20 protein-coding genes are annotated in these 21,442 nt (G+C 65.7%); 8 read left to right on the top strand and 12 right to left on the bottom strand.

Going from position 1 to position 21,442, the window contains the following annotated elements; translation table 11 throughout:
• Nucleotides 1–125 precede the first annotated feature (125 nt).
• Nucleotides 126–1,715, bottom strand: a complete 1,590-nt coding sequence (locus PI87_RS26870; RefSeq protein ID WP_039600802.1) for a methyl-accepting chemotaxis protein — start codon at nt 1,713–1,715, stop codon at nt 126–128.
• Between the two features lie 232 nt (nt 1,716–1,947).
• Here PI87_RS26870 and PI87_RS26865 point away from each other — a divergent pair, with 232 nt between their 5' ends.
• On the top strand, nt 1,948–2,178 hold the full coding sequence (locus tag PI87_RS26865; protein ID WP_039600801.1) for a hypothetical protein: 231 nt from the start codon (nt 1,948–1,950) through the stop codon (nt 2,176–2,178).
• 51 nt (nt 2,179–2,229) lie between these two features.
• Here PI87_RS26865 and PI87_RS26860 read toward each other — a convergent pair whose 3' ends face one another.
• From PI87_RS26860 to PI87_RS26850, 3 genes are all read right to left on the bottom strand, one after another.
• Nucleotides 2,230–3,054 carry a siderophore-interacting protein gene (locus PI87_RS26860; protein ID WP_039600800.1) on the bottom strand — a complete coding sequence of 275 codons (825 nt, stop codon included), beginning with the start codon at nt 3,052–3,054 and terminating at the stop codon, nt 2,230–2,232.
• Nucleotides 3,055–3,136: 82 nt separating this feature from the next.
• Entirely contained in the window at nt 3,137–3,817 is a 681-nt protein-coding gene (locus PI87_RS26855) for a PadR family transcriptional regulator (protein ID WP_039600799.1), read from the bottom strand.
• 122 nt (nt 3,818–3,939) lie between these two features.
• Nucleotides 3,940–4,452, bottom strand: a complete 513-nt coding sequence (locus PI87_RS26850) for a MarR family winged helix-turn-helix transcriptional regulator (protein WP_039600798.1) — start codon at nt 4,450–4,452, stop codon at nt 3,940–3,942.
• An 89-nt stretch (nt 4,453–4,541) separates the two neighbouring features.
• Between PI87_RS26850 and PI87_RS26845 the strand changes: the two genes are divergently transcribed.
• From PI87_RS26845 to PI87_RS26835, 3 genes are read left to right on the top strand one after another with little or no spacing between them, the layout of a single operon-like run.
• Entirely contained in the window at nt 4,542–5,039 is a 498-nt protein-coding gene (locus PI87_RS26845; RefSeq protein WP_039600797.1) for a carboxymuconolactone decarboxylase family protein, read from the top strand.
• Nucleotides 5,036–5,485 carry a GNAT family N-acetyltransferase gene (locus PI87_RS26840; protein WP_039600796.1) on the top strand — a complete coding sequence of 150 codons (450 nt, stop codon included), beginning with the start codon at nt 5,036–5,038 and terminating at the stop codon, nt 5,483–5,485. Before PI87_RS26845 ends, PI87_RS26840 begins: the two co-directional genes overlap by 4 nt.
• Nucleotides 5,482–6,108, top strand: coding sequence for an FMN-dependent NADH-azoreductase (locus PI87_RS26835; protein WP_039600795.1), 627 nt, complete (start codon nt 5,482–5,484; stop codon nt 6,106–6,108). The genes PI87_RS26840 and PI87_RS26835 overlap by 4 nt, the downstream gene beginning before the upstream one ends.
• Nucleotides 6,109–6,160: 52 nt before the next feature.
• Here PI87_RS26835 and PI87_RS26830 read toward each other — a convergent pair whose 3' ends face one another.
• From PI87_RS26830 to PI87_RS26810, 6 genes are all read right to left on the bottom strand, one after another.
• Nucleotides 6,161–6,523, bottom strand: coding sequence for a YXWGXW repeat-containing protein (locus PI87_RS26830; protein ID WP_052321785.1), 363 nt, complete (start codon nt 6,521–6,523; stop codon nt 6,161–6,163).
• Between the two features lie 59 nt (nt 6,524–6,582).
• Nucleotides 6,583–7,230 (bottom strand): pyroglutamyl-peptidase I, encoded by a 648-nt coding sequence (pcp, locus tag PI87_RS26825; protein ID WP_039600794.1) that lies wholly within the window; start codon nt 7,228–7,230, stop codon nt 6,583–6,585.
• A gap of 79 nt (nt 7,231–7,309) precedes the next feature.
• Entirely contained in the window at nt 7,310–7,729 is a 420-nt protein-coding gene (locus tag PI87_RS26820; protein WP_039600793.1) for a MarR family winged helix-turn-helix transcriptional regulator, read from the bottom strand.
• A gap of 156 nt (nt 7,730–7,885) precedes the next feature.
• The gene (locus tag PI87_RS26815) at nt 7,886–13,471 is read right to left on the bottom strand and encodes an autotransporter domain-containing protein (RefSeq protein ID WP_039600792.1); all 5,586 of its coding nucleotides are present in this window, start codon (nt 13,469–13,471) and stop codon (nt 7,886–7,888) included.
• Nucleotides 13,472–13,837: 366 nt separating this feature from the next.
• Nucleotides 13,838–14,101, bottom strand: coding sequence for a hypothetical protein (locus PI87_RS29310; RefSeq protein ID WP_157003255.1), 264 nt, complete (start codon nt 14,099–14,101; stop codon nt 13,838–13,840).
• A 77-nt stretch (nt 14,102–14,178) separates the two neighbouring features.
• Nucleotides 14,179–15,771 (bottom strand): hypothetical protein, encoded by a 1,593-nt coding sequence (locus tag PI87_RS26810; protein WP_232314100.1) that lies wholly within the window; start codon nt 15,769–15,771, stop codon nt 14,179–14,181.
• A 206-nt stretch (nt 15,772–15,977) separates the two neighbouring features.
• Between PI87_RS26810 and blaOXA the strand changes: the two genes are divergently transcribed.
• Together blaOXA and PI87_RS26800 are read left to right on the top strand one after the other, a co-directional pair.
• Nucleotides 15,978–16,793 carry an OXA-60 family carbapenem-hydrolyzing class D beta-lactamase gene (blaOXA, locus tag PI87_RS26805; protein ID WP_039600790.1) on the top strand — a complete coding sequence of 272 codons (816 nt, stop codon included), beginning with the start codon at nt 15,978–15,980 and terminating at the stop codon, nt 16,791–16,793.
• Nucleotides 16,794–17,001: 208 nt separating this feature from the next.
• Nucleotides 17,002–17,448 (top strand): hypothetical protein, encoded by a 447-nt coding sequence (locus PI87_RS26800; RefSeq protein WP_039600789.1) that lies wholly within the window; start codon nt 17,002–17,004, stop codon nt 17,446–17,448.
• A gap of 41 nt (nt 17,449–17,489) precedes the next feature.
• Here PI87_RS26800 and PI87_RS26795 read toward each other — a convergent pair whose 3' ends face one another.
• Nucleotides 17,490–19,103: a glucan biosynthesis protein gene (locus PI87_RS26795; protein WP_039600788.1), complete on the bottom strand. Its 1,614-nt coding sequence runs from the start codon at nt 19,101–19,103 to the stop codon at nt 17,490–17,492.
• 160 nt (nt 19,104–19,263) lie between these two features.
• On the opposite strand from PI87_RS26795, the gene PI87_RS26790 reads away from it, so the two are divergent.
• Together PI87_RS26790 and PI87_RS26785 are read left to right on the top strand one after the other, a co-directional pair.
• The gene (locus tag PI87_RS26790) at nt 19,264–19,605 is read left to right on the top strand and encodes a hypothetical protein (protein WP_039600787.1); all 342 of its coding nucleotides are present in this window, start codon (nt 19,264–19,266) and stop codon (nt 19,603–19,605) included.
• Between the two features lie 117 nt (nt 19,606–19,722).
• A complete protein-coding gene (locus tag PI87_RS26785) occupies nt 19,723–20,925 on the top strand; it encodes a serine hydrolase domain-containing protein (RefSeq protein ID WP_052321784.1) in 1,203 nt (400 codons plus the stop codon).
• Nucleotides 20,926–20,937: 12 nt separating this feature from the next.
• Here PI87_RS26785 and PI87_RS26780 read toward each other — a convergent pair whose 3' ends face one another.
• Nucleotides 20,938–21,420: a cyanophycin metabolism-associated DUF1854 family protein gene (locus PI87_RS26780; RefSeq protein WP_039600785.1), complete on the bottom strand. Its 483-nt coding sequence runs from the start codon at nt 21,418–21,420 to the stop codon at nt 20,938–20,940.
• Between the last annotated feature and the right edge of the window lie 22 nt (nt 21,421–21,442).

Genomic DNA, 21,442 nt, shown 5'->3' with positions numbered 1-21,442 from the left:
CGCATCGGGCGCGCCTTTCTTTGCTTACTTTCTTTGGCAAGACAAAGAAAGTGAGTCGGCCCCGGCAGGGGACGAAACAGCAGATGCACCAACAGCATCAAAAACTTGCCAAGCGCCCAAGCACGTCAAGCCCGAAACACCGCCACCGCGTGCTTCAAGTCCTCCGACTGCCGCGCCAGCACCGAGGTGGCTGCTGCCGCTTCTTCCACCAGCGTAGCGTTCTGCTGCGTCACCCCATCCAACTGCGAGACCGACGCGTTGATCTGCGCAATGCCGCTGCTCTGCTCGCGCGAGCTAGCCGAAATTTCCGACATTAGCTGCGTGACGGTCTGCACCGATTGCACGATCTGCGTCATGGTGGCGCCAGCCTTGTGGACGAGGTCCACGCCATCGCGCACGGATTGATCAGACGCGCGGATGATCTCCTTGCTTTGCGCGGCGGCCTGCGCGCTGCGTTGCGCGAGGCTGCGCACCTCGCCGGCAACGACGGCAAAGCCGCGGCCTTCTTCTCCTGCGCGGGCGGCTTCCACGGCGGCGTTGAGCGCGAGGATGTTGGTTTGGAACGCGATGCTCTCGATGGTGGCGATGATCTCGGTCACGCGCTGGCTGTCGGCGCGGATGGCGTCCATGGTGTCTACCACGCGTTGCACGACCTGCCCACCGTCGGCGGCAATGGTGGAGGCTTGCTCGGCGAGCGTGCTGGCCTCGCGGGCGTGGTCGGCGTTGCGCGCGACCATCGACGTGAGTTCTTCCATGCTCGATGCGGTTTCTTCCAGCGCGGCGGCCTGCTGCTCGGTGCGGGCCGACAGGTCATGGTTGCCGGCAGAAATCTGCAGCGTACTGTGCGCGACGTTGGTGGCGCCATCCTGGATGTCGCGCACGATGGAAGACAGGCTCGCACGCATGGTGCCCATGGCCCGCATCACTTCGCCCAACTCATCGCTGGAGCGCACTTCCACGGCGGTGGTCAAGTCACCGGCGGCCAGGCGCGTGGCCAGCGTGGCGGCTTCTTCCAGCGGGCGGATGAGCGTGCGGGCCAGCAGCACGCCTGACATGGTCGCCAGCCCTGCGCAGCCCACGCCGGTAAGCCACAGCCAGTCGCGGCTGAGTACCAGCCATGTGGCGTTGTGCAGGTCGGCGGCTTCCAGCGCGATGTGCGCCCATAGCGTGCCGATCAGGATGGCCACGGCAATCAGGCTTTGCAGCCCGATGACCTTGAAGCGCAGGCTGTCGCGCTGAAACAGGTTGATGGCACGTCGCCAGCCCGTGCGCAGGATGCGTCCGGCGCGCACGGTGTAAGACGTGTCGCCTTCGTTGATGGCCGTGTAGGCGCGCTGCGCGCGCGCTATCTGCGAGGGCGTTGCCATCGACCGCACCGACGTATAGCCGACGACGTTGCTGCCCTGGAACACGGGCGTGACGTTGGCAAGCACCCAGTAGAAGCCGCCGTCTTTGCGCCGGTTCTTCACTAAGCCACGCCACGGCTTGCCGGCTTGCAGCGTGGTCCACAGGTCGGCAAAGGCGGCCTCGGGCATGTCGGGGTGGCGCACGAGGTTGTGCGGTGCGCCCACCAGCTCTTCCTGCGTGTAGCCGCTGACACGCACGAACGCCGGGTTGGCGAAGACGATGCGGCCTTTGAGGTCGGTGCGGGAGATGAGGTAGTCGGTGGGGGCGAGTGCGGTTTCGGCTTGGGTGACCGGGAGGTTCGTGCGCATGGTGTGCCGCGCCTTGTGGGCGCGCAGGTAGGCGGATGTCAGCAGAAGTTGGCGGGAGTCCTCCTTTGCAACGGCACGCCAGGCGCGGGGCTAAAGCTCGAAATGTGAAGCGAATTGATCCAGATCAAACGGGCGGGTGGCGCCTCCCGCCTCCAGGAAAGGGATTTGGCGGGCATAGCCATTGCTAAATTGAGGACGACGCGGATGCAACCGTTGGAGACGGAGGAGCAAGGTGGTCAAGATCTGTGGAGACGTGGAGATCGTCCCTCGGGTGATCCCGGCGGGCGAGCGCGGCTGGGAGGCCCGGATCGACGTGGTCTTCCGCAGCGCGGAGGGGCCGTCACTGACCGGCTCGCAGCCTGTGCTGCCGGGGTGTACGTTCGGCTCACCGCGTGAGGCGATGGATGCCGCGCTGCTGTATGGGCAGCGCGTGCTGGGTGATTGGGTGCGCGGCGCGGCGTGACTGCACCGGCCGAAACGTCGGGTGGGTTTAGAGGCGCTCTTGCCGGTTGGACTAACGGCGCTCTTGCGCCTTACGCTGCTCGCGTGTGAGTCCGGCTGTCCAGTAGCCCTTGGCATCGATGGCATCGCGCGGCACCGCCCAGGTGCCTTCGAGCAGCGTGCGCACCTGCTTGAGCAGTGACGCCTCACCCGCCAGGAAGACTTGCGGTGTGCCTGTCGGCAACGTCTGCGCACTCAGCGCGCCCACGACCATGGCGCCCGCGTGTGCAGTGTCGGCCTCGATCCAGTGGATGTCATGACCGCGCGGATGCCCGGCAAATGCACCTTCGAGCGGCAATCGTGCACGCGCATCGCTGATGGCGATAAAGGCGTGCACCGGCGTGCGCTCGGGCAGGCTCTCCAGAATGGCAAAGATGGCCGGCAGTGCCGTTTCATCGCCCACCAGCAATGTCCAGGGTGCAGCGGGGTTTGCCTGGAAGCCGCGCTTGGGGCCAGCAAACTCCACTTCATCGCCGGGTGCGGCGTGCTCCAGCCAACGGGCCGCTGGGCCGTGTTGTGCGGCGGGCGTCTCGTCGTGCACGACGAAGTCGACTTCCAGTTCGGCGCGCTCGGCGTGGTAGCGGCGGATGGTGTATGCGCGGCCCAGCTTGCGATCGGCGGCTGCATTCGCGCCGAGCGGAAACATCAGCTTGATCGCGGCGCCCGGCGACATGTTGGCTAGATCGGCTAGGTCGGTTGGCGATACACCGGTAAAGACCACGCGGCGCATGCGTGGCGACAGTGTGTGAATGGCATGCACACGCACGCGGCGTGTAGCGGGTTTGAGGGGGCTAAGCAGCTGCGACATGAGACCTTGTGTGCGGTAGAAGGCAAACATAGTTGGGCTGCGGAAAGGAGGAAAGTGGGCTGCACGGGCGCAGCCCAGGCGGCGACAGGCCACCCGGATCGCGCCGCACAGTTCAGCGCTCTCCGGTGATTTCCTTGAGGGCGCGCAGCAGGATGTCTGCCACGCGTTGTTGCTCTTCGCGCGAGGCGAAGCGCTTTTCCATGATGGCGAACTTCAAACGCCAGCGTGCGGTGCGCAGCGGGTCGTCGCTGGTGTCGGTCCATTCAGCCGAGCCATCGGTTTCGCGGTCGAAAGCCATGGCTTCATTCATGCGCTTGACGCGTTCACCCATGGCACGCAGTTGCGCAAGGATGGCGTCTGCACTGTGCTGGCGTTCGGCCAGCCAGGCTTCGCCCTCGGGCGTGATGCCGTAACGCTTCTTGTTGCCCTCGACCGTGACAGAGGCGAAGCCGTGGTCTTCCAAGTACGACAGCGCCGGGTACACCATGCCGGGGCTCGGTGTGTAGAAGCCCAGCGAGTGCTCTTCCACCGCCTTGATGAGTTCGTAGCCGTGGCGCGGGGTGCCCTTGAGCAGCGCCAGCAGAACGAGCTGCAGGTCGGCCGAACTCAGCCGGCGGCCGCGCCAGGGGCTGCCGCCGTCGTCATCACCCTCACCGTAGCCGCCCGGGCCGCCGAAGCCACCCATACCGCCCATCCCGCGGCCAAAACCACCGCGGCCGTGGCCGTGCCGGCCCATCATCATGAAATGCTTTTCCATCCACATTTTGTGGTGGCGTCCAAACCATCCGTGCATCGTCACGCTCCTGCAGAACATCATTCGATATATCTTAAGATACATCGAATGATAGTGACGACCGTCCGGAAGTCAAGGACGGGTGCAAAGATTTCGGTCAGGCAGCGTCTCCAACCGGTGCCTCAGAGCGTTGCTTTGTCGCCGCCCACCATGGCCGCGTGAACCAGCCAGCGCCGCACGACCTGTTCTTCTTCGGGCGTAAAGCCTTCGAGCAACTCTCGTTCGATGCCGCCGGATCGCTTCCGGCAGGCGGCCAGCAGGGCTGCCCCTTCGGGCGTCACGTCGATGTGCTGGATGCGGCCGTGCACGGCATGCGGCCGGCGCGTGATGGCGCCGCTGCGCTCCAGGTTGGCGACGATCACGCTCACGGTTTGTGGCGTCAGCATCGCCAGGCGGGCAAGGTCAGCATTCGAGACGCCAGGGTAGGCGCGGATCATGGTCAGCACCAGGAACTGCGGCAGCGTGACGCCCACATCGACCATGGCGCGCTCCATGCGCAGACGGTGCGCGGCGCTGGCCTGGCGCAGCAGGTAGCCCAGATAGCCTTCTTCACCGCGTTTGCCCTGGCCAGGCTCGGGAATGAAGGGCGTGTCCAACTCGTTGCCCGCGTCGGCGGCGGGGGCGCGCTTGCTCATGATGTCAGAGTTCGAATATGATGTTCGAGCACTGATATTAACACTCTTGCAACTTCACTCCACGATAGCGCCCGGAACAGGAGCCGCACATGCACGATCTCTCGCCTCGCATGGATTACACGGAATTCGTCGAAACCGCCGTTGGTGTGCCGGCCGCATTGCAGGCGCTCGGCAAGGCGGTCGACGCCTCCGGGCTGGAAAAGCCGCTGACCGAACTCATCAAGGTGCGCGCTTCGCAAATCAACGGCTGCGCGTTTTGCGTGCAGTTCCACCTGAACCTGTCGCGCAAGCTGGGCGTGGCGGCTTCCAAGTTGGATCTGGTGGCCGTCTGGCGCGATACGCCGGTGGTGTTCACGCCGCGCGAGCGTGCCGCGCTGGCCTGGACGGAAGAGCTGACCTCGCTGGCACGGGCCACCGGTCACGGTGTGGAAGACCACGCGTATGACGCCGTGCGTGAACACTTCTCCAAGACCGAGGTGGCCTTCCTCACGGCCGCCATCGCCAACATCCAAGCGTGGAACCGCATTGCCGTGTCGCTGCGCTTTGCGCCGCAGGTGCCCGCTCCCGTCGCACCGCAGGAGGCATGACCATGGACACCATCCGCCCTATTGAAGACGAAGCCGCGCTGCGCGCGTGCTTTCCCGTCATGCATCAACTGCGGCCGCATCTGGCCGATGCCGATGAGCTGGCCGCGCGCTGGCGCCGGCAGATTGAGCACGGCTATCGCCTCATCGCTGTCTGGCGCGATGGCATGCCCGTCGCACTGGCCGGTTACCGGGTGCAGGAGAACCTGGTCTACGGTCCGTTCCTGTACGTGGACGATCTGGTGACCGATGCCAACCTGCGCAGCAGCGGCCTGGGCAATGTGCTGATGGATTATCTGAAGGACGTGGCGCAGCGCCTGGGCTGTGTGCGGCTGGTTCTGGACACGCCGTTGTCCAACGTGCTCGGCCACCGCTTCTATTACCGCAATGGCCTGCTGGCCGGCGCGCTGCGTTTCGGATTCAACATACCGGCTGGAGGTGCCGCATGACGACATTGCTGCATGTGGCCGTGAGCCCAAGAGAAGGCCGATCGCACAGCCGGCGCGCGGCGCAACTTGTGCTCGCTCAACTGGCCGAAGCCACCTCGGGCCTGCGGATCATTGAGCGCGATCTTGCTACGACGCCGCTGCCGCATCCCGATGCCGCCTTTGTCGAGGCCAGCCTGATGCCCGATGCCGATCGCACAGGCGCACATCATGCTGAACTGGCGTTGTCCGAAACGTTGATCGGTGAGCTGGAGGCGGCGGATGCTGTTCTGATCTCCACGCCGGTGCACAACTACACAGTGCCGTCGACACTGAAGGCGTGGCTCGACTTGGTGGTGCGCCCGGAGCGCACGTTCCGCCGGACGCCGACAGGCAAGGTGGGCGTGCTGGCAGATCGCTCGGTGCTGGTGGTGTCGGCATCGGGCGGCAACTTTGACGGCGCCCACGCGCAGACGGATTTCCTCATGCCGTATCTGCGCTACGTGTTTGCCACCGTGGGCATCCAGCAGGTGGATGGCATTCGGTTGCAGAACACGGCGCGCGGCGCAGAGTCTGCTGCGCAGGCGTTCGACGGATTCCGCCGTGAATTGGCCGAGCGCATGTTGCTGATGCCGTTGGTGGCCTGAGGCGCCTTCGGCAAAAAAAAGGCCGGCGCATTGCCGGCCTTTCGTAGCCCCATCAACACCTGCGGCCCGGGGAGCAGGTGTGGATGTGGTTCTTGGGGCGGTTCCGGTCCCAGCCACCTTGGCGCATTTCCCAGCCATGGCGGCCGTGCACCCAATGTGGCGCGCGCCAATGTTGGCCAGGGCGGCCACGCATCTGATGGCCAGGGCGCCAGACGTAACGGTTGCCGTGCAGTTGCCAGTAGCCTGGCGCCCACACATAGCCCGGCGGCAGTCTCGGAATCCGCTCGTGGCGCGGCGCCGGTGGCGGGCCGACCCGCACGTGGACGGACACCTGCGCCTGTGCAGGTAACGTGATCGAACCAAGCGCGCCTGCGACTGCCAAGCAGATGCCGAGCATCCATGCACTCTTCTTCATGTGGGGATCCTCGCGAAGTGATGTTGGCTCGGATCGTAGCATCGGGCGCAGCGTCTGCCCTAGTGCACCGCACCACCACTGACCTTCAGATCGGCGCTGGTGGCAAGTGCAACGCGAATCGCGGTGCGTATCCCCTTGACCTGTGTATCGAGCGACAGGCTCGGCCGACCCGCATGCTGCGCTGCCAGCTCGGGCGTGGTCGGCACGTGGATGAAGCCGCCGCGCACCTGCGGCGCACGTGTGGCGATGTGGTGCATCAGGCCGTAGAACAGGTGGTTGCAGTTGTAGGTGCCGGCGCTTTGCGACACCGCCGCCGGCACCCCCGCTTCGCGCAGCGCCTGCACGATCGCTTTGATCGGCAGCGTGGAGAAATACGCTGTCGGCCCATCTGACACCACCGGCGTATCGACCGGCTGGTTGCCTGCGTTGTCGGGAATGCGCGCGTCGATCACGTTGATCGCAACACGCTCCACCGAGATCTCTGCGCGCCCGCTCGCCAACCCGAGCGCGAACACCAGCGTGGGCGACGTTTCTTCAATCGCCGCCACCAACTGATCATTGGCGACGCCAAACACGCACGGCAACTGCCGCGCCACGATGGTTGCACCGTCGACTTGCGTGCCATCGAGCGCTTGCGCGATGTCCCACGACGGGTTGGTCGGGTCGGATTCAAATGGTTCGATGCCGGTGACGAGTACGGTGGTCATGCATGGGCTCCTTGCAAAAATCAGTAGGTATGCAACTATATTTCGATGAAAAAAGCGGCAGATGCCGCCTTGGTGTTTGCTACGTGTTTAGCGCGCTGCGCACGTCACGGATGGCCTGGACCGTATCGTCGAACATGCTGGTGCCCACGTGTTCGCGCAATCGCCGCGCCACCTTGGCGCTGGCCGCTTGCAGCGCGGCTTCCATTGCACGCGCGGCATCGGTGGGGAACAGGTTCCACTCGCGGCCATCTTCTGCCGAGGGCTGGCGCTCTACCAACCCTTTGGCGACCAGGCCATCGACAAGCCGGGTGCCGGTCGGCCGCGCAATGCCCAGCACCTCGGCCAGCTCGCGGTTGAGCACGCCGGGCCGCTTGAGCACCACGCGCAACACGAACCCCTGCGGGGGTGTCAGGCTGAACGGTGCGTACGCAGTGGTCCATTCACGCTCGACGGTGCGTGCGAGCGCGGTGGTGTTGAAGTACAGGCAGTGATCGAACATGCGCGGCAGTCTAGTTGCAGATCGTTAGGGATGCAACGAATATTTCCGCAGCTTGATGGGCCAAGGAGTGACTCCTGTCCCGTATAAGAACAGCGGCCCCGTCCAGCATTCATGCCGGGCGGGGCCGCTTGTCTGCGCTTCTGCCTCAGAGGGGGATCAGAATCGCCACAGGATGTTGCCGAGCACCGCGTTGTCGCGTATGCCGCTGCCGAACTGGCCGCTGTATGACACGCTGAGCGTCAGGTTCTTCGTGACGCTGGCATCGAGCCCGACCTCCAACACCGCGCTGTCGCGCGCGATCGGCACCCCCGCGACCTGGAACGATGCACCGCCGGCCGCGAACGCGAACGTCGACGTTGGCTGCGTGGCGCCGAACGCGTGCCGCCAGCCGAGCATCCCGCGCGCGGTCAAGGTGCCTTTCGCGAGCGCGCTGAGTTCCGTCGCTGCCCGCACGCCCAGCGTCGAGAAGCCGACGTGGCTCGTGTCCGAGTCGGTGCGCAGCGCGGCTGCGCCGCCGTTTTCCGTGTAGCCGCCCGTGTGCAGGCTCACGTATGCCAGTCCGGCAAACGGTTCCAGCGCGACACGCCCGACCGGGATCGCATAACCGGTCTCGGCGAACACCTGCGTGGTGTTCGCGTTGTAGCTGGCGGAGTCGCTGTCGGCGAAGCCTGCGTACGACGGATGGCGGTTGCTGTCGATCCGGTGCCACGTGTACGCTGCGCCGCCGCGCACGCCCAGCGCGTCGAACTGCGCACCGCCGTACAGTACGACCGAGTAGCTGTTGAGCGATGCCGTCGAGGCCAACGCATTGTCGAGCGAGCTGTGCGTGATGCTACCTGCGAGGCCAACGCGCCCGCTGTCGCTGAGTGCCATGTCCGCGCCGGCGATGAAGCCGGTCTGGCTGCGGTTGATCGTCGACGCGTTGCCGTCGCCGGTCAACTGGCTGCGGCTGCCGAACGCCTGCCCCCACAGGACCGGTTGGTACGGCATGTTGCTGCCGCAGTCGGCGCGCGAGCCGAGCTGCCGCTCGCCCGCCGCGCCGCCGCCTGTGGCGTCACACCGTGCAGCGCCGCCGGACGACAGCGCCGCGAGCGGCCCCGACCCCGCCGCGAGCCCCTGGCGCGTGCGGTCCGTCACCGCATCGCGCACGTAGCGGCTGTCGGTCAGCAGCATGCTCTTCGCGCTTGCGTACAGCTCGCCGTCGAGCTGCCTGAACGCGGTGCGCGCGGTAGGTGCGTCCGCAATCAGCACGGAGTTGTACACCGGATTGCTCGCGCTCAGTGTGCCAAGCATGTTGGCGACGGCCACTTCGTTCGGCGTCGTCGCAACCGACGCGAACGACGCGCCGTTCGACGTCAGCCTCAGGTACACGTGGCCCGGGTCATAGTTGAGCAGCGGCGTCAAGAACGCATAGGTCGAGCTCACACTTGCGAATTGCCCCTGAACGCCTGCGCTCGCGCTCAGGATCGTGTACCGCGTGTTCGCCTGGTACGACGCGTCGCCTGCGACGACCTGCACGTTGCCGCCATTCAGCGTCGCGCTGCCCGTCGCGGCAAGACTGCCGCTTTGCTGTGGTGTTGCAGCGACCTGCAGCGTTGAGCCCGGCTGGAACGTCACGTTGCCCGCGACGTTCAGCGCTTGCCCCGGCTGCTGCAGCGATGCCGTCCCGCCGCTCGTGACGACGAGGCCGCCGATTGTGCCGGTGCCCGTCACCGTCGCGCCGTTCTGCACGGTCACGGTCGAGGCGGCCAGTGAGCCGTTGACGGCCAGCGTACCGGCCCCGACCGTTGTCGGCCCGGACAGCGTGCTTGTGCCTGCCAGGGTCAGTTGTCCGCTGCCCGCCTGCGTGAGTGAACCGGAGCCGGACAGCGCACCGCTCACCGTCACATTGCCGGACTGGTTGAAGACGAGTGCACCGTTGTCGATGATGTTGCCCGAGACGTTGCCCGACGCGCCGCCGTTGCCGAGCTGCAGCGTGCCGCCGGTCGCGATCGTGGTGCCGCCGGTGTAGGTGTTGCCGCCGGTGAGCACCTGCGTACCGCTCGCCACGGTGATGCCACCCGTGCCGCCGATCGTGCCGCCGAACGTCGTGCCGCTGCCGTTCAGCGTCAGCGTGTTGGCACCCAGACTGACGTTCGTGCCCGCCGCACCGGACAGCGCACCGAGCGTCTGCGCGCCCGTTGCGCTGCTGAGGTCGAGCGTCGCGCCCGCGCCGGCCAGATTGATTGCGCCCGTCGAGGTGAGGCTGCCACCTGCGCCCAGTGCGAGCGTGCCGGCGTTGATGGTCGTGCCGCCTGTGTAATTGTTCGCGCCCGTCAACGTCGTCGTCGCTGCGCCGTTCTTCACGAGCGCGCCCGCGCCGGTGATTCCGCCGTTCAGGCCAAGGGCGTTGCTGCCGCCGAGGGTCAGCGTCGCGCCCGTCCCGAGGTTGACGGCGTTGCCGACCGTCAGGCTCGTGGTCGTATCGAGCGTTGCCGCACCGCCAACGTTCAGTGTGCCGGAGCCGAGCGCTGCGCCATTGCCGAGCACCAGCCCGCCGCTGTTCAGGTGCGTGCCGCCCGTGTAGACGTTCGCGCCGGTCAGCGTTTGCGTGCCGGTGCCGGCCAGCGTCAGGCTGCCGGCGCCGCCGATCACGCCGCTGAAGGTGCCGCTGGCGGTTCCGCCCAGCGTCAACGCGTTGCCGCCGAGGTTCACGTTCGTGCCGGCGACGCCGTTCAGCGCTCCGAGCGATTGGGCGCCCGATGCGCCGCTCAGGTCGAGCGCCGCGCCTGCGTTGGCCAGGTTCACCGCGCCCGTTGACGCGAAACTGCCACCCGCGCCAAGCGCCAGCGTGCCGGCGTTGATCGTTGTGCTGCCCGTGTAGGTGTTCGCGGCCGTCAGCGTCGTCGTCGCTGCGCCGTTCTTCACGAGATTGCCTGCGCCGGCAATCCCGCCGCTCAGGCCAAGGGCATTGCTGCCACCGAGCGTCAGTGTCGCGCCGGTGCCGAGGTTCACGCCGTTGTTGAGCGTCAGGTTCGTGTTGGTATCGAGCGTCGCCGCGCCGCCGACGTTCAGCGTGCCGGTACCGAGCGCCGCATTGTTGCCGACCACCAGGCTGCCGCTGTTCAGGTGCGTGCCGCCCGAGTACGTGCTTGCGCCGTTCAGCGTCTGCGTGCCGGTGCCGGCCAACGTCAGGCTGCCGCTGCCGCCGATTGCGCCGCTGAATGTGCCGCTGGCGGTTCCGCCCAGCGTCAGCGCGTTGCCGCCCAGGTTGACGTTCGTGCCGGCCGCGCCGTTCAGGGCGCCGATCGTCTGTGCGCTCGTTGCGCCGCTCACGTCGAATGTTGCGCCCGCATTTGCCAGGTTGACCGCGCCCGTCGAAGCCAGGCTGCCGCCCGCGCCGATCGCCAGCGTGCCGGCGTTGATGGTCGTGCCGCCCGTGTAATTGTTCGCGCCCGTCAACGTTGTCGTCGCGGCGCCGTTCTTCACGAGCGCGCCCGCACCGGTGATCCCGCCGCTCAGGCCAAGAGCATTGCTGCCGCCGAGGGTCAGCGTCGTGCCCGTGCCGAGGTTGACGGCGTTGCCGACCGTCAGGCTCGTGGTCGTATCGAGCGTCGCTGCGCCACCGACATTCAGCGCACCGGTGCCGAGCGCCGCGCCGTTGCCGAGCACCAGGCCACCGGCGTTGATTGTCGTGCCGCCCGTGTAGTTGTTTGCGCCGGAAAGCGTCAGCGCCGCCGCGCCGTTCTTGACGAGACCGCCCCCGCCGGAGATCGTGCCGCCCAGGCCGAGATTGGTGCTGCCGCCGAGCGTCAGCGTCGTGCCCGTGGCGAGATTGACGCTGTTCGCGAGCGACACGTTGGTGGTCGCGTCGAGGGTTGACGCGCTGTTGACGTTCACGGCGCCGGTACCGAGCGACGTGTTGCTTGCGACGACGAGGTTGCCGCCGTTCAGGTTCGTGCCGCCCGTGTACACGTTTGTCCCAGTCAGCGTTTGCGTGCCGCTGCCCGAGAGCGTGATGCTGCCCGCGCCGGCGATCGTGCCGGCGTACGTCGTGTTGCTGCTGCCGTTGAGCGTCAGCGAGTTGCTGCCGAGGTTCACGTTCGTGCCGGCCGTGCCCGCCAGCGCGCCGATTGTCCGCGCGCCCGACGCGCCGCTCACATCGAACGTCGCGCCCGCGCCGGCCAGGTTGACGGTGCCGGTCGTCGCCAGGCTGCCGCCTCCGCTCAGCGCGAGCGTGCCGGCGTTGATCGTCGTATCGCCCGTGTACGTGTTGACGCCGCTTAGCGTCGTCGTCGCTGCGCCGTTCTTGACGAGGCCGCCGTTGCCGTTGATCGAACCTGCCAGCCCGAGACCGTTGCTGCCGCCGATCGTCAGCGTCGTGCCGGTGGCGAGATTGACCGTGTTGTTGAGTGTCGCGTTCGTGCTCGAGTCGAGCGACGCCGACGCATTGACATTCAACGCGCCGGTGCCGAGCGCCCCGTTGTTGCCGACCACGAGGCCGCCGGCATTCAGGTTCGTGCCGCCCGTGTAGTTGTTCGCGCCCGACAGCGTCAGCGTGCCACCGTCGTTCTTCGTCAGCGCACCGCCGCCCGACACCGTGCCCGACAGCGTCAGCCCGGTTGGGCCCTGCACCGTCAGCCCGCCCGCGCCGAGCGTCACGTCGTTGGCGACGTTGAGCCCAGCCGTGCCCGCCTGCAGCGCGCCGCCGTTGCCGGTGATATTGCCGGTGCCGAGCGACGCGTTGTTGTTGATGATCGCGACACCGCCCGACAGCGTCGCGTCCTGCGCAGTCGACGCGCCGTTGATCGTCCAGTTGCCGCTCGCGACGGTCAGGTGATTGAAATTGATGTAGTTGTTGGCCGCGATCGTGCCGTTCGCAAAGGTCCCCTGCTGCAGGTTGAGCGTGTTGTTGCCGCCCGCGCCGCCATCGACGATGCCCGTCGCCGCCACGTTGAGCGTGTTCGGACCGACCGTGATGTTGAACGCGCCGCCGGTGCCTCCCGCCGTGTTGACCGACGAGCCCGTCACCGCGGTGAACGTGTTGTTGCTGTTCGCGCCCATCGACACGCCGCCGTTGATCGTGCCCGAGTTGGTGAACGTATTGCCTTGCCCGGGCGTCCCGTTCGAACCGAACGAGACGCGGCCGTTGATCGTGCCGCTGTTCGACATCTGGACCTGGCCGCCGCCGTACGCGGCAACCACGGGCGCATCCGCGCCGACGAGGGTCGCGCCGACCAGCGGGTTCGAGCCGATCGTACCGGTGTTCGTAATGTGCGACGTGCCGCCCGTGCCGTTCTGGACCGAAAGCGCCATGCCCGTCACGCCGCTGATCGCCACCCCGGTCGAGCCGTTCATCGTGCCGTTGTTGACGACCGTGGTGTTGATGCTCGCCGACGCGTTGCCGAGCACCGCGCCGCTCGACAGTACGCCGAGCCCCGCGCCGAGCGCCGACGGGTCGATCGTGCCGTTGTTGGTCAGTGTGGTGTTGTTGCCGGTCAGCGACATCGCCGTGCCGCCGACGCCGAGCAGCACGCCGACACTCGCGCCGGGATTGACGGTGGCGTTGATGTTGTTCGCGCTGTTCGCATAGCTCGGCTGGAGCGGGTTGGCGATGCCCGAGCACGTCACGGTGGTACCCGCGGTGCTGCAGGTCGCATATGCGGGAATGATGCCCGCGCTGGTGAGCGCCACACACACGCCCGTCGGCAACACGAATCGCGGAAGCGGATCCCGGATCCTTCTCGAACGTACGCTACTCATACTTTCTCTCCTCGCTATCTGCCACGAAAAGCAAGAAACAGATCGACGACACGGAACGGCAAAGAAGGCGGGCCGGAAATGCCAGATAAAACGTACCCTTCCGACGATCCGGAAACGGAGTCGGATTCAATCAAGGGATAACGATGGAAATCGGCCAGACGACGCGGCGGGCGATATTAGTCGAACGACATGAAGACGCCCCCCCCTCAGGCAGTAACATTCTGGTTGTTCTGATGATTGCCCTGAAAATTGCAAAATAAGGCTATATCAAACGGTCCTCATCCGCAAAATGGCATGTCACCATCGACATGAAAATCAGGTTAACGGGATGTCTCTCCCGTGCGAGGGTGTTCCGGCTTGCGCCAGTCAGGCGGGATAATGTCGAATTATGCCGAGTCGAGCGCATTTCAGTATTGTCACCGCGCGATAAACTACAGACTTAATAATCTCTGAAAACAGTATTAAGATTTTCCAAAATCCCGGCGGATCAAAGAAGCGTTCGCGAAACGGGGTGAGCGGGTGAAATAATCCGACGTTGGACTGAACCGGAGCAACCGGCGCGTGCGCAAGCCGGTATTTCTTGACCGGTTGCTGTACTGTCAATTTGCGAGGCTGGGCGGTATTCAGCATCTCGGCCAGCTCATGGCTGGGCACGCCGGGCCATCGATCATCCCGGGGACAACGAGTATTTCCGTCGGTCGACCTGTTTAGGGCGCAGCTTCCGTCGCGTGCGCAAGCGGCTTCAGCGCCTGCACGAAGTAGGCGCGATCGTGCGGTGCGAGGTCTTGCATCGCTTCGGACAAGCGCTCCACGGCAGCGCGGGCGGTGGCGTAATCGCCATCGGCATGGGCAAACCACGCCAACTCCAGCAACAGCCCGCTGACCTGCACATGACCGTAGCGGTGGCGGCCGCTGTCGTGCTCGCGCAGGCGCAGCGCGGCAACGTCGGCCCAGCGCGGCGGCCAGTAGCGTGCGTCGAAGGCTTCGGCAAACGGGCCGGCTTGCGTCTGCAGGTCGGCCAGCGTGAGCGGGGCGCGGTGTGTGTTGGCGCGCGCAATGCGCATCAGCGCAATGGCGTTCCATGCCGATTGCAACGGTCCGCCGTTGCGCAGCGCTTGCCATTCGCTCATGGCCAGCCAGCGCACGGCATCGATCGTGCCGTCTGCTTGCGCTGAATTGCCCAGCACATCCCGCAGCAGCCAGCACGTCATGCCGAGGTTGGCGGCCACCTGCTGCACGGCGTCGGATGCCTGGCTTTCCAGCGCCGCAGCCAGCGCGGTTTCGAACTGGGCGACGATGCGCTGCGCCGTTTGCACCCTCACTTCCGGTACAACGTCGGCTGCATCGGCGTAGAGCAATCGTGCACGTTCAATCAGCGCGCTGAGGTTGTTCCACTCAAACCGAATCTGCGGGTGATAGCGCAGCAGGCTGCGGCCGGGTTCGGCGTCGGCCATGCGCGCGAGCAGGCCGGCGGCGAGGTCGAGATCGCGCCGGTCATACGCGCACCAGGCGGTGACGACGCGCTCCATGGCGGCGAGGTAGTCGTTGCCGAGCACGTGTCGCTGGCGGCGGTGCGCCCGCAGTTGCGAGAGCAGAGCGCTGGCACGCGTAGAGTCGCCCAGCCGGCGCGCGGCCATCGCCTCGCCCAGGGTGACGAGGGCGCGCTGGAAGTCGTTGTCGGCGGCGTCGCTGGCATGGCGCAGGGCGAGCAGGGCGCCGCCGCGCTCGGCATCAGACGCGCTGCTGGTGTGCGTGCCGGCGCCCAGCGCATGCAGCAGGCGCCCTTCGCGCATGGCATGGCGTGCCGTCAGGAAGGCGTGCCAGAACACGGGGTTGGGTGTGCCGGAGGCGGGGCCGGATAGCGCGCTGGCAGCCGCATCGGCGGTGTTGTCTGTGGCGCTTTCCGTTGCGGCAATGCCGAGGAAGGCGCGTACGTCTGTGTCATCAGCAATGCGCCCTTCAACCAGGCAGACGACGCGCGCCGCGTCTTCGGGCGTGAGCCAGAACGGGCCCTGGCTGCGCTTGTCGGCGTTGAGGAAGCGTGGCTCGCGGTCGCGCTGTTCGCCCCAGCCGGCTTGCACGCCCCAGTTCTGCCAATCACGAAACGCACGGCTGATCATCATGCGCTGCGTGCTGGCATCCGACACCGCACCACGCAAATCCGCCAGTCGCACAAAGGGCTGCTCGGGCGACAAGCGATGCGCATAGGCCAGCCGCACCAGTAGCCACAGGCTCTGGAACGGTGCGCGCCGGCCGTCGACGGTTTGCGGCGTGGTCAGTTCCAGGTGGAGGGCGGGCAAGTTGGGTGGCTGCATACGGAAACAGCGGCAGAGGCTGCGAGGCAAGGCGAGAAACGTTGCCGTTATTGTGCGCCAAGCCGTTTGTTACAGGCGTTACGCGTGTGACGTGCAGCACGCCTTGCGTACTGGAAAGCGCACGGTGCGCTCCCTACGATGCGCAGCGCCGGTGCTTGCCGGCAGCCAACTACAACGTTCAAGGAGTCCCCATGTTCTCTCGCTGGTCGAAGACCTTGGCACTGGCCATCACAGCCGGTGCCTTTGTAATGGGCGCCGCCCAAGCCCACGCCGAGCTAGTCGCGCGCGATGACCTCAAGCGCGTGTTCGATGAGGCGGGTGTCACCGGCACCTTCGTGCTCATGGATATCAGTGGCGATCGCACCTACGTGGTCGACCCGGCCCGCGCGGCGCGGCGCATCCACCCGGCGTCAACTTTCAAGATTCCCAACAGCCTGATCGCCTTCGACACCGGTGCCGTGCGCGATGACCATGAGGTGATCCCCTACGGCGGTAAGCCACAGCCCTACAAGCGGTGGGAGAAGGATATGGCGCTGCCCGAGGCGATCCAGGTGTCCAACGTGCCCATCTACCAAGAGGTGGCGCGCCGCATCGGCCCAGCACGGATGCAGGCTTACGTGGATGCGTTTGATTACGGCAACCGTCAGATTGGGAGCGTGATTGACCAATTCTGGTTGCGTGGTCCGCTGGAGATCTCTGCATTCGAGGAAGCGCGTTTCACCAGCCGTCTGGCGCTCAAGCAATTGCCGGTGAAGCCGCGCACGTGGGATCTGGTCCACCGCATGCTGCTGATCGAGAAACAGGGCGATGCCGCGCTGTATGCCAAGACGGGAGTCGCTACCGAGTATCAGCCCGAGATCGGCTGGTGGGTCGGCTGGGTCGAGCGTGCAGGGAAGGTCTACGCGTTCGCCCTGAACATCGACATGCCGCACGAGGCCGATATGGCCAAGCGTATTCCGCTGGGCAAACGGCTGATGCAGGCGCTGGCGGTATGGCCAACGCCATAAACCTCTAAGGTTGCGGTATTTCCGGTTCTGAGGATCAATCGGGAATACCCGGAGTTAAAGCTAAGAATCGGGTTGTGGGACGATTCCGTCTGTAAACAATTGTTGAGCCAAGCAGTTACAAAATGGCCGTTACGAATTCGTCGTGTCTGGTCGTCCGTAAACGACTGGACAGAGAGCGTCGCCCGAGGGTCGGGTATTGGGGGTTGTTATGCGTAAGCGTTATACGAGAGGGGCCGTCGCGTTGATGGCGGCGATTGGGGCCACCGGCGCGCTGGCCGCCGGTAGCCAGAGCGGCGGCACGATCCGCTTCACGGGGGCTGTCGTTGCCACCGGGTACAGCGTGCAGGCCGGACCGCGTGCCGCCGGTTCGGCGGATGGGCTGCAGGCGCGTACTGCAGCATCTGGCAATCAGGTGGTCGTGGCCTTCAACACACCTGCGGTGAAGCCGGTGCCTGCTCAGGTGTCCGTCGTGGCACGCGGCAAGTCATCGGACACATGGCGGCGCGTTGAAGACACCGGCAATGGCGCAGTTGTGCGCGCGCGGTATGACGGCTTTAGGGCAGGCGTGCTGGCGGGCAACAGCGGCAAACTCACACTCTCGCACCCGCCGGGCGCGGAGCCCGCACTGGCCGTTGTGACGGTCGCATACAAATAAGGCGGGAATTTTCCCGCCTTTTTTATTGGTCGCGCTGTCTCTTACGACGCCACCGGCCCCACCGGGGATTGGAACGGATGGTATTGATACAGCCACGTCTCCGACAGCGGCTTGCCATCCACGCGCAGGAACAGGCGCATGTCCACCGGCTCCTTACCGTCGACCGTCAGATCGAACTGCGCGCGCCAGTGGCCCGGCACGCCGTTCGGCACCGCTTCGGTAAACACATACGAGAACGTGCCACGCGAGGTGCTCAGCACCGCTTCGGGCTTCACGCCAAAGGGCAGCTTCTCCAGCGGGCCGCCCTTGAACTCCACCATGAACTTGCGCACACCGTGCGGACGCGGCTGGCCCGGTTGCCCACCGTTGCCCATGCGCGTGGCCACGCAGCGCGCCAGTGGCGTCGGATATGGTTCATCGGCCAGCCAGTGCAGGCGGTAGCGCAGGCGGTAGTGGTTGCCTGCGCGCGCCGGTGCCTTCGGCACCCACATGGCGACGATGTTGTCGTGGATCTCATCGTCGGTCGGGATCTCGATGAGCTGCACGGCGCCTTCGCCCCAGCCCTCCAGCGGCTCGACCCACAGGCTTGGGCGGCGCTCGTAATGCACGCCGTCCTGGTAGTTGTTGAAATCCCGATCACGCTGCAGCAGGCCAAAGCCGCGCGGGTTGTTGTCACCAAACGCCGAGGCCATCGTGCGCGGCGGATCGTTCAGTGGGCGCCAGATGCGCTCGCCGCTGCCCGTCCACAGGGCCAGGCCGTCGGAATCGTGTACCTCGGGGCGCCAGTCGGTGGCGGTGCCCTTGGCGGTTTCCGAGAACCAGTACATCGACGTGGCCGGCGCGATGCCGAAGCGGTCGATGTCCTTGCGCAGAAAGATAGCCGTGTCAATGTCCATCACCACGCCCTTCGAGCGATGCATGACGAAGCGGTATGCACCCGTGATGCTCGGGCCGTCGAGCAGCGTGTAGATCGTCACGGAATCGGCGCGGTTGTCTGCCGGCGTGTCGAACCACACGTGCGTGAAGTTGGGGAATTCTTCGGGCTTGCCGGCCTGTGCCACGTCCAGCGCAATGCCGCGTGCCGAGAGCCCGTATTGATACAGCTCACCGATGGCGCGGAAGTACGACGCACCCAGGAAGGCGACCCAGTCGTTCTTCTTCCAGTCGAGTTTCTTCTGATCGCCCAGGCGGCTTTCCTGGAAGCGGAAGCCTGCAAAGCCGCTGCCACGCGGCAGCTTGCGTGCGGGGCTGTCGGCGGGCATGTCGAAGTACGACTCGTCGTAGACGACCTCGCGCGCGGCGCCCTTGTCCACCACGTGCATGCGCACCGGCGCGCGGAAGAACGTGCCCAGGTGGAAGAACGTCACCGGAAACTGGCCGGGGCCATCGGCAAACAACGCGTGTGCGGTGTCGAACTTGATCTTGCCGTGGGCTTCGTAGTCGATCTTGGCGAGGATGTCGGCCGGCGCGGTGGCGGGCGGCGTGTACGGCTGGCTGGCCATCGTACGAGCGCGCTCTATCAGCGAATCGAAAGAAAACGGCGCAGCGTCACCCAGCTTGACGCGGCTGGCCGCCAGCGCCTCAGGCGTGATGCCGAGCGCAGCCAGCGTGGCGGTGACGGAGGCAGAGGCAAGAAGGGTTCGACGTGTGACCATAGGTGCCTGTAACGTAACTTTTGAAATCAGATTAATCCGACATGTTAACGCGGGTGAGGGTTCCGGATGGCGATTTGGCGCCGCTCCCACGGGGTGCTTTCGCCGTCGCGCGCTGCTCGCCACTTATACTTGGCGCTTTGCATTTCAAAACAAGAACAAGATGCCGGTCGATTGGAGTGCCCGCCGCGAGCGTGGTCGTTTTCTCCTCGGTGGCCTCGCCCTGATCGTGATCGGGGCAGGCAGCTGTTATCTCGGATACCAGGATGGTGAACATCTCGCGGCCGCGTGGTCGCGCGTGACCCTCGGGGCAATCGTTGCCACGATTGGGCTGGTTGGCCTTCTGCTGTTTGCGCTCAGCTCAGCAGCGCGCCGTGAACGCATGCTGTTCTCAGCTTCAGCAATGCGCTCGCGCCGGGTGCGCGTCTCTGGCTGGGTGGCCTCGGCCTCGCTCGTGATCGGGGCGTTCGTCTTCGCCTACGTCTACGCTGCAACCCGCGTGTAACTGCTGGACGATTTGCGCTGACGTTCACACCGCTGAATCGACTGTTCGTCGCAAGCCGGTTGGTTGACGCCACACGGTTGACGATACTGCCTGCGACCGATCCAACGTGGGGGCGACATGGCGCAACAACATCGAGCGCAACGACATCGCAGTTCCGGCTGGCTTGCCCGCGCAGGCGTCGCGTTGGGCTTGATCGTATGCACGCACATCGCGCTCGCCGCGCCGCCGTGCGATGTGCCCGCCCCGTTGAACGACGGCTGGCAGATTGAAGCGAGCCCGGCCGCTGCCGGCTTCGATGCCAACCGCCTTTGCACCGTCCTGCGCAACCTTGCCGAGGGCGATGTCAACTTCCACAGCCTGCTCGTCGTCCGCAACGGCCGTCTGGTTGCCGAGGTCTATCGGCCCGGCAAGGACGAGCGCATCAAGGACCTGTTCCGCACCACGCGAACCTTCGGCCCGACCACCGTGCACGATGTCCGGTCGATCAGCAAATCGGTGACGAGCCTGCTATGGGGCATCGCGCAGGCGCAAGGCAAGCTGCCGCAGCTCGATACGCCCGCGTTGTCATTGTTTCCGGATCTGGCAGACCTCAACGGGCAAGGGCGCGAGGCGATCACGCTGGCGCAGATGCTCTCCATGTCGAGCGGCCTGGCCTGGAGCGAGTGGAATGCAACGGGCCTCCTGGATAACGACGAGTTTGGCTTGGTCTGGCGTGGCGCGCAGGCGCACTACGTGTTTGACCGGACGATGGCCGCGCCGGCCGGCACGCAGTTCAACTACAACGGCGGCAATACCGCCGTGCTGGCGCAATTGCTGGTGGAGCGCGTGGGCATGTCGCTGCCCGAGTACGCGCGTAAGCAACTCTTTGAACCGCTGGGTATTACCGATTGGGAATGGGTCGACGATTTTCGTGGCCGCCCGATGGCACACGCTGGCTTGCGGTTACGCCCGCGCGATCTAGCCCGCATCGGGCAACTGGTGCTGCAGCACGGTCAATGGCAGGGCCGTCAGATCGTGCCTGCCGAGTGGATTGTGGAATCAACGCGTCCGCGCATCGACACCGGCATCGAACCTGGCCTGCAATACGGTTACCAGTGGTGGCTTGGCAAGGTTGACGCGGGTGGCGCGCAGCAGGACTGGATCGGCGGCATTGGCCGGGGCGGGCAGCGCCTGTGGATCGTGCCTGGGCTGGACATGGTGGTCGTTGCCACCGCAGGTGACTATAACCAGCGCGCAATCTGGAAGCAGGCCGAGACGTTGCTCGGCCAAGTGATGGCGACGGTGCAGCCTGTGCCATCACCCGCGTCAGCCGCCAGATAGCGGCTGCGCGGATCAGAGGAACCGATCCAGAATCTTCCGGCTGTGCTTGTCCAGCGCGAAGTGATCGCGAATCAGGTAGTGGATGCCGTGGCTGTCCGAAATCAGCAGCGTGCTGCCGGTCAGGCGGCGGATGTCTTCCTCGCCGCGCAGCACGAGGTCGGTCTGGCCGCGATCGGTCTGCACGGTCCACGTGCTGGGCGTTGCGTAGGTCGATACGCCGAGGATCTTGCGGATCTCGGGCATGAACTCGCGCGTGGCCAGTTCATCGGCGATCAGCGTGCGCGTCGGTTCGGGCAGCCCATCCAGCCGCGTAATCCAAACCAGTTCGCGGCCATCGGTGCTCATCAGGCTGAAGCCGTCGCCCGCGGCGGAGATCGGAAACGCGCGCACGGGCACCACGCCTTCGTGCGAGGTGCCATCGGCCAGGGTCATGACCAGCTTGCCGAGGCTGTTGCGGCTCAGGGTGAAGTCGGGGGATTGAGCGGGCGTCTGCATTGCCGTGCGATTCCAGAAACGT

The organism is Ralstonia sp. A12 (assembly GCF_000801955.1).
Taxonomy (GTDB): Bacteria; Pseudomonadota; Gammaproteobacteria; order Burkholderiales; family Burkholderiaceae; genus Ralstonia.
The sequence above is the reverse complement of the archived record's forward strand: the minus strand, read 5'-3'. Positions and strand labels throughout refer to the sequence as shown.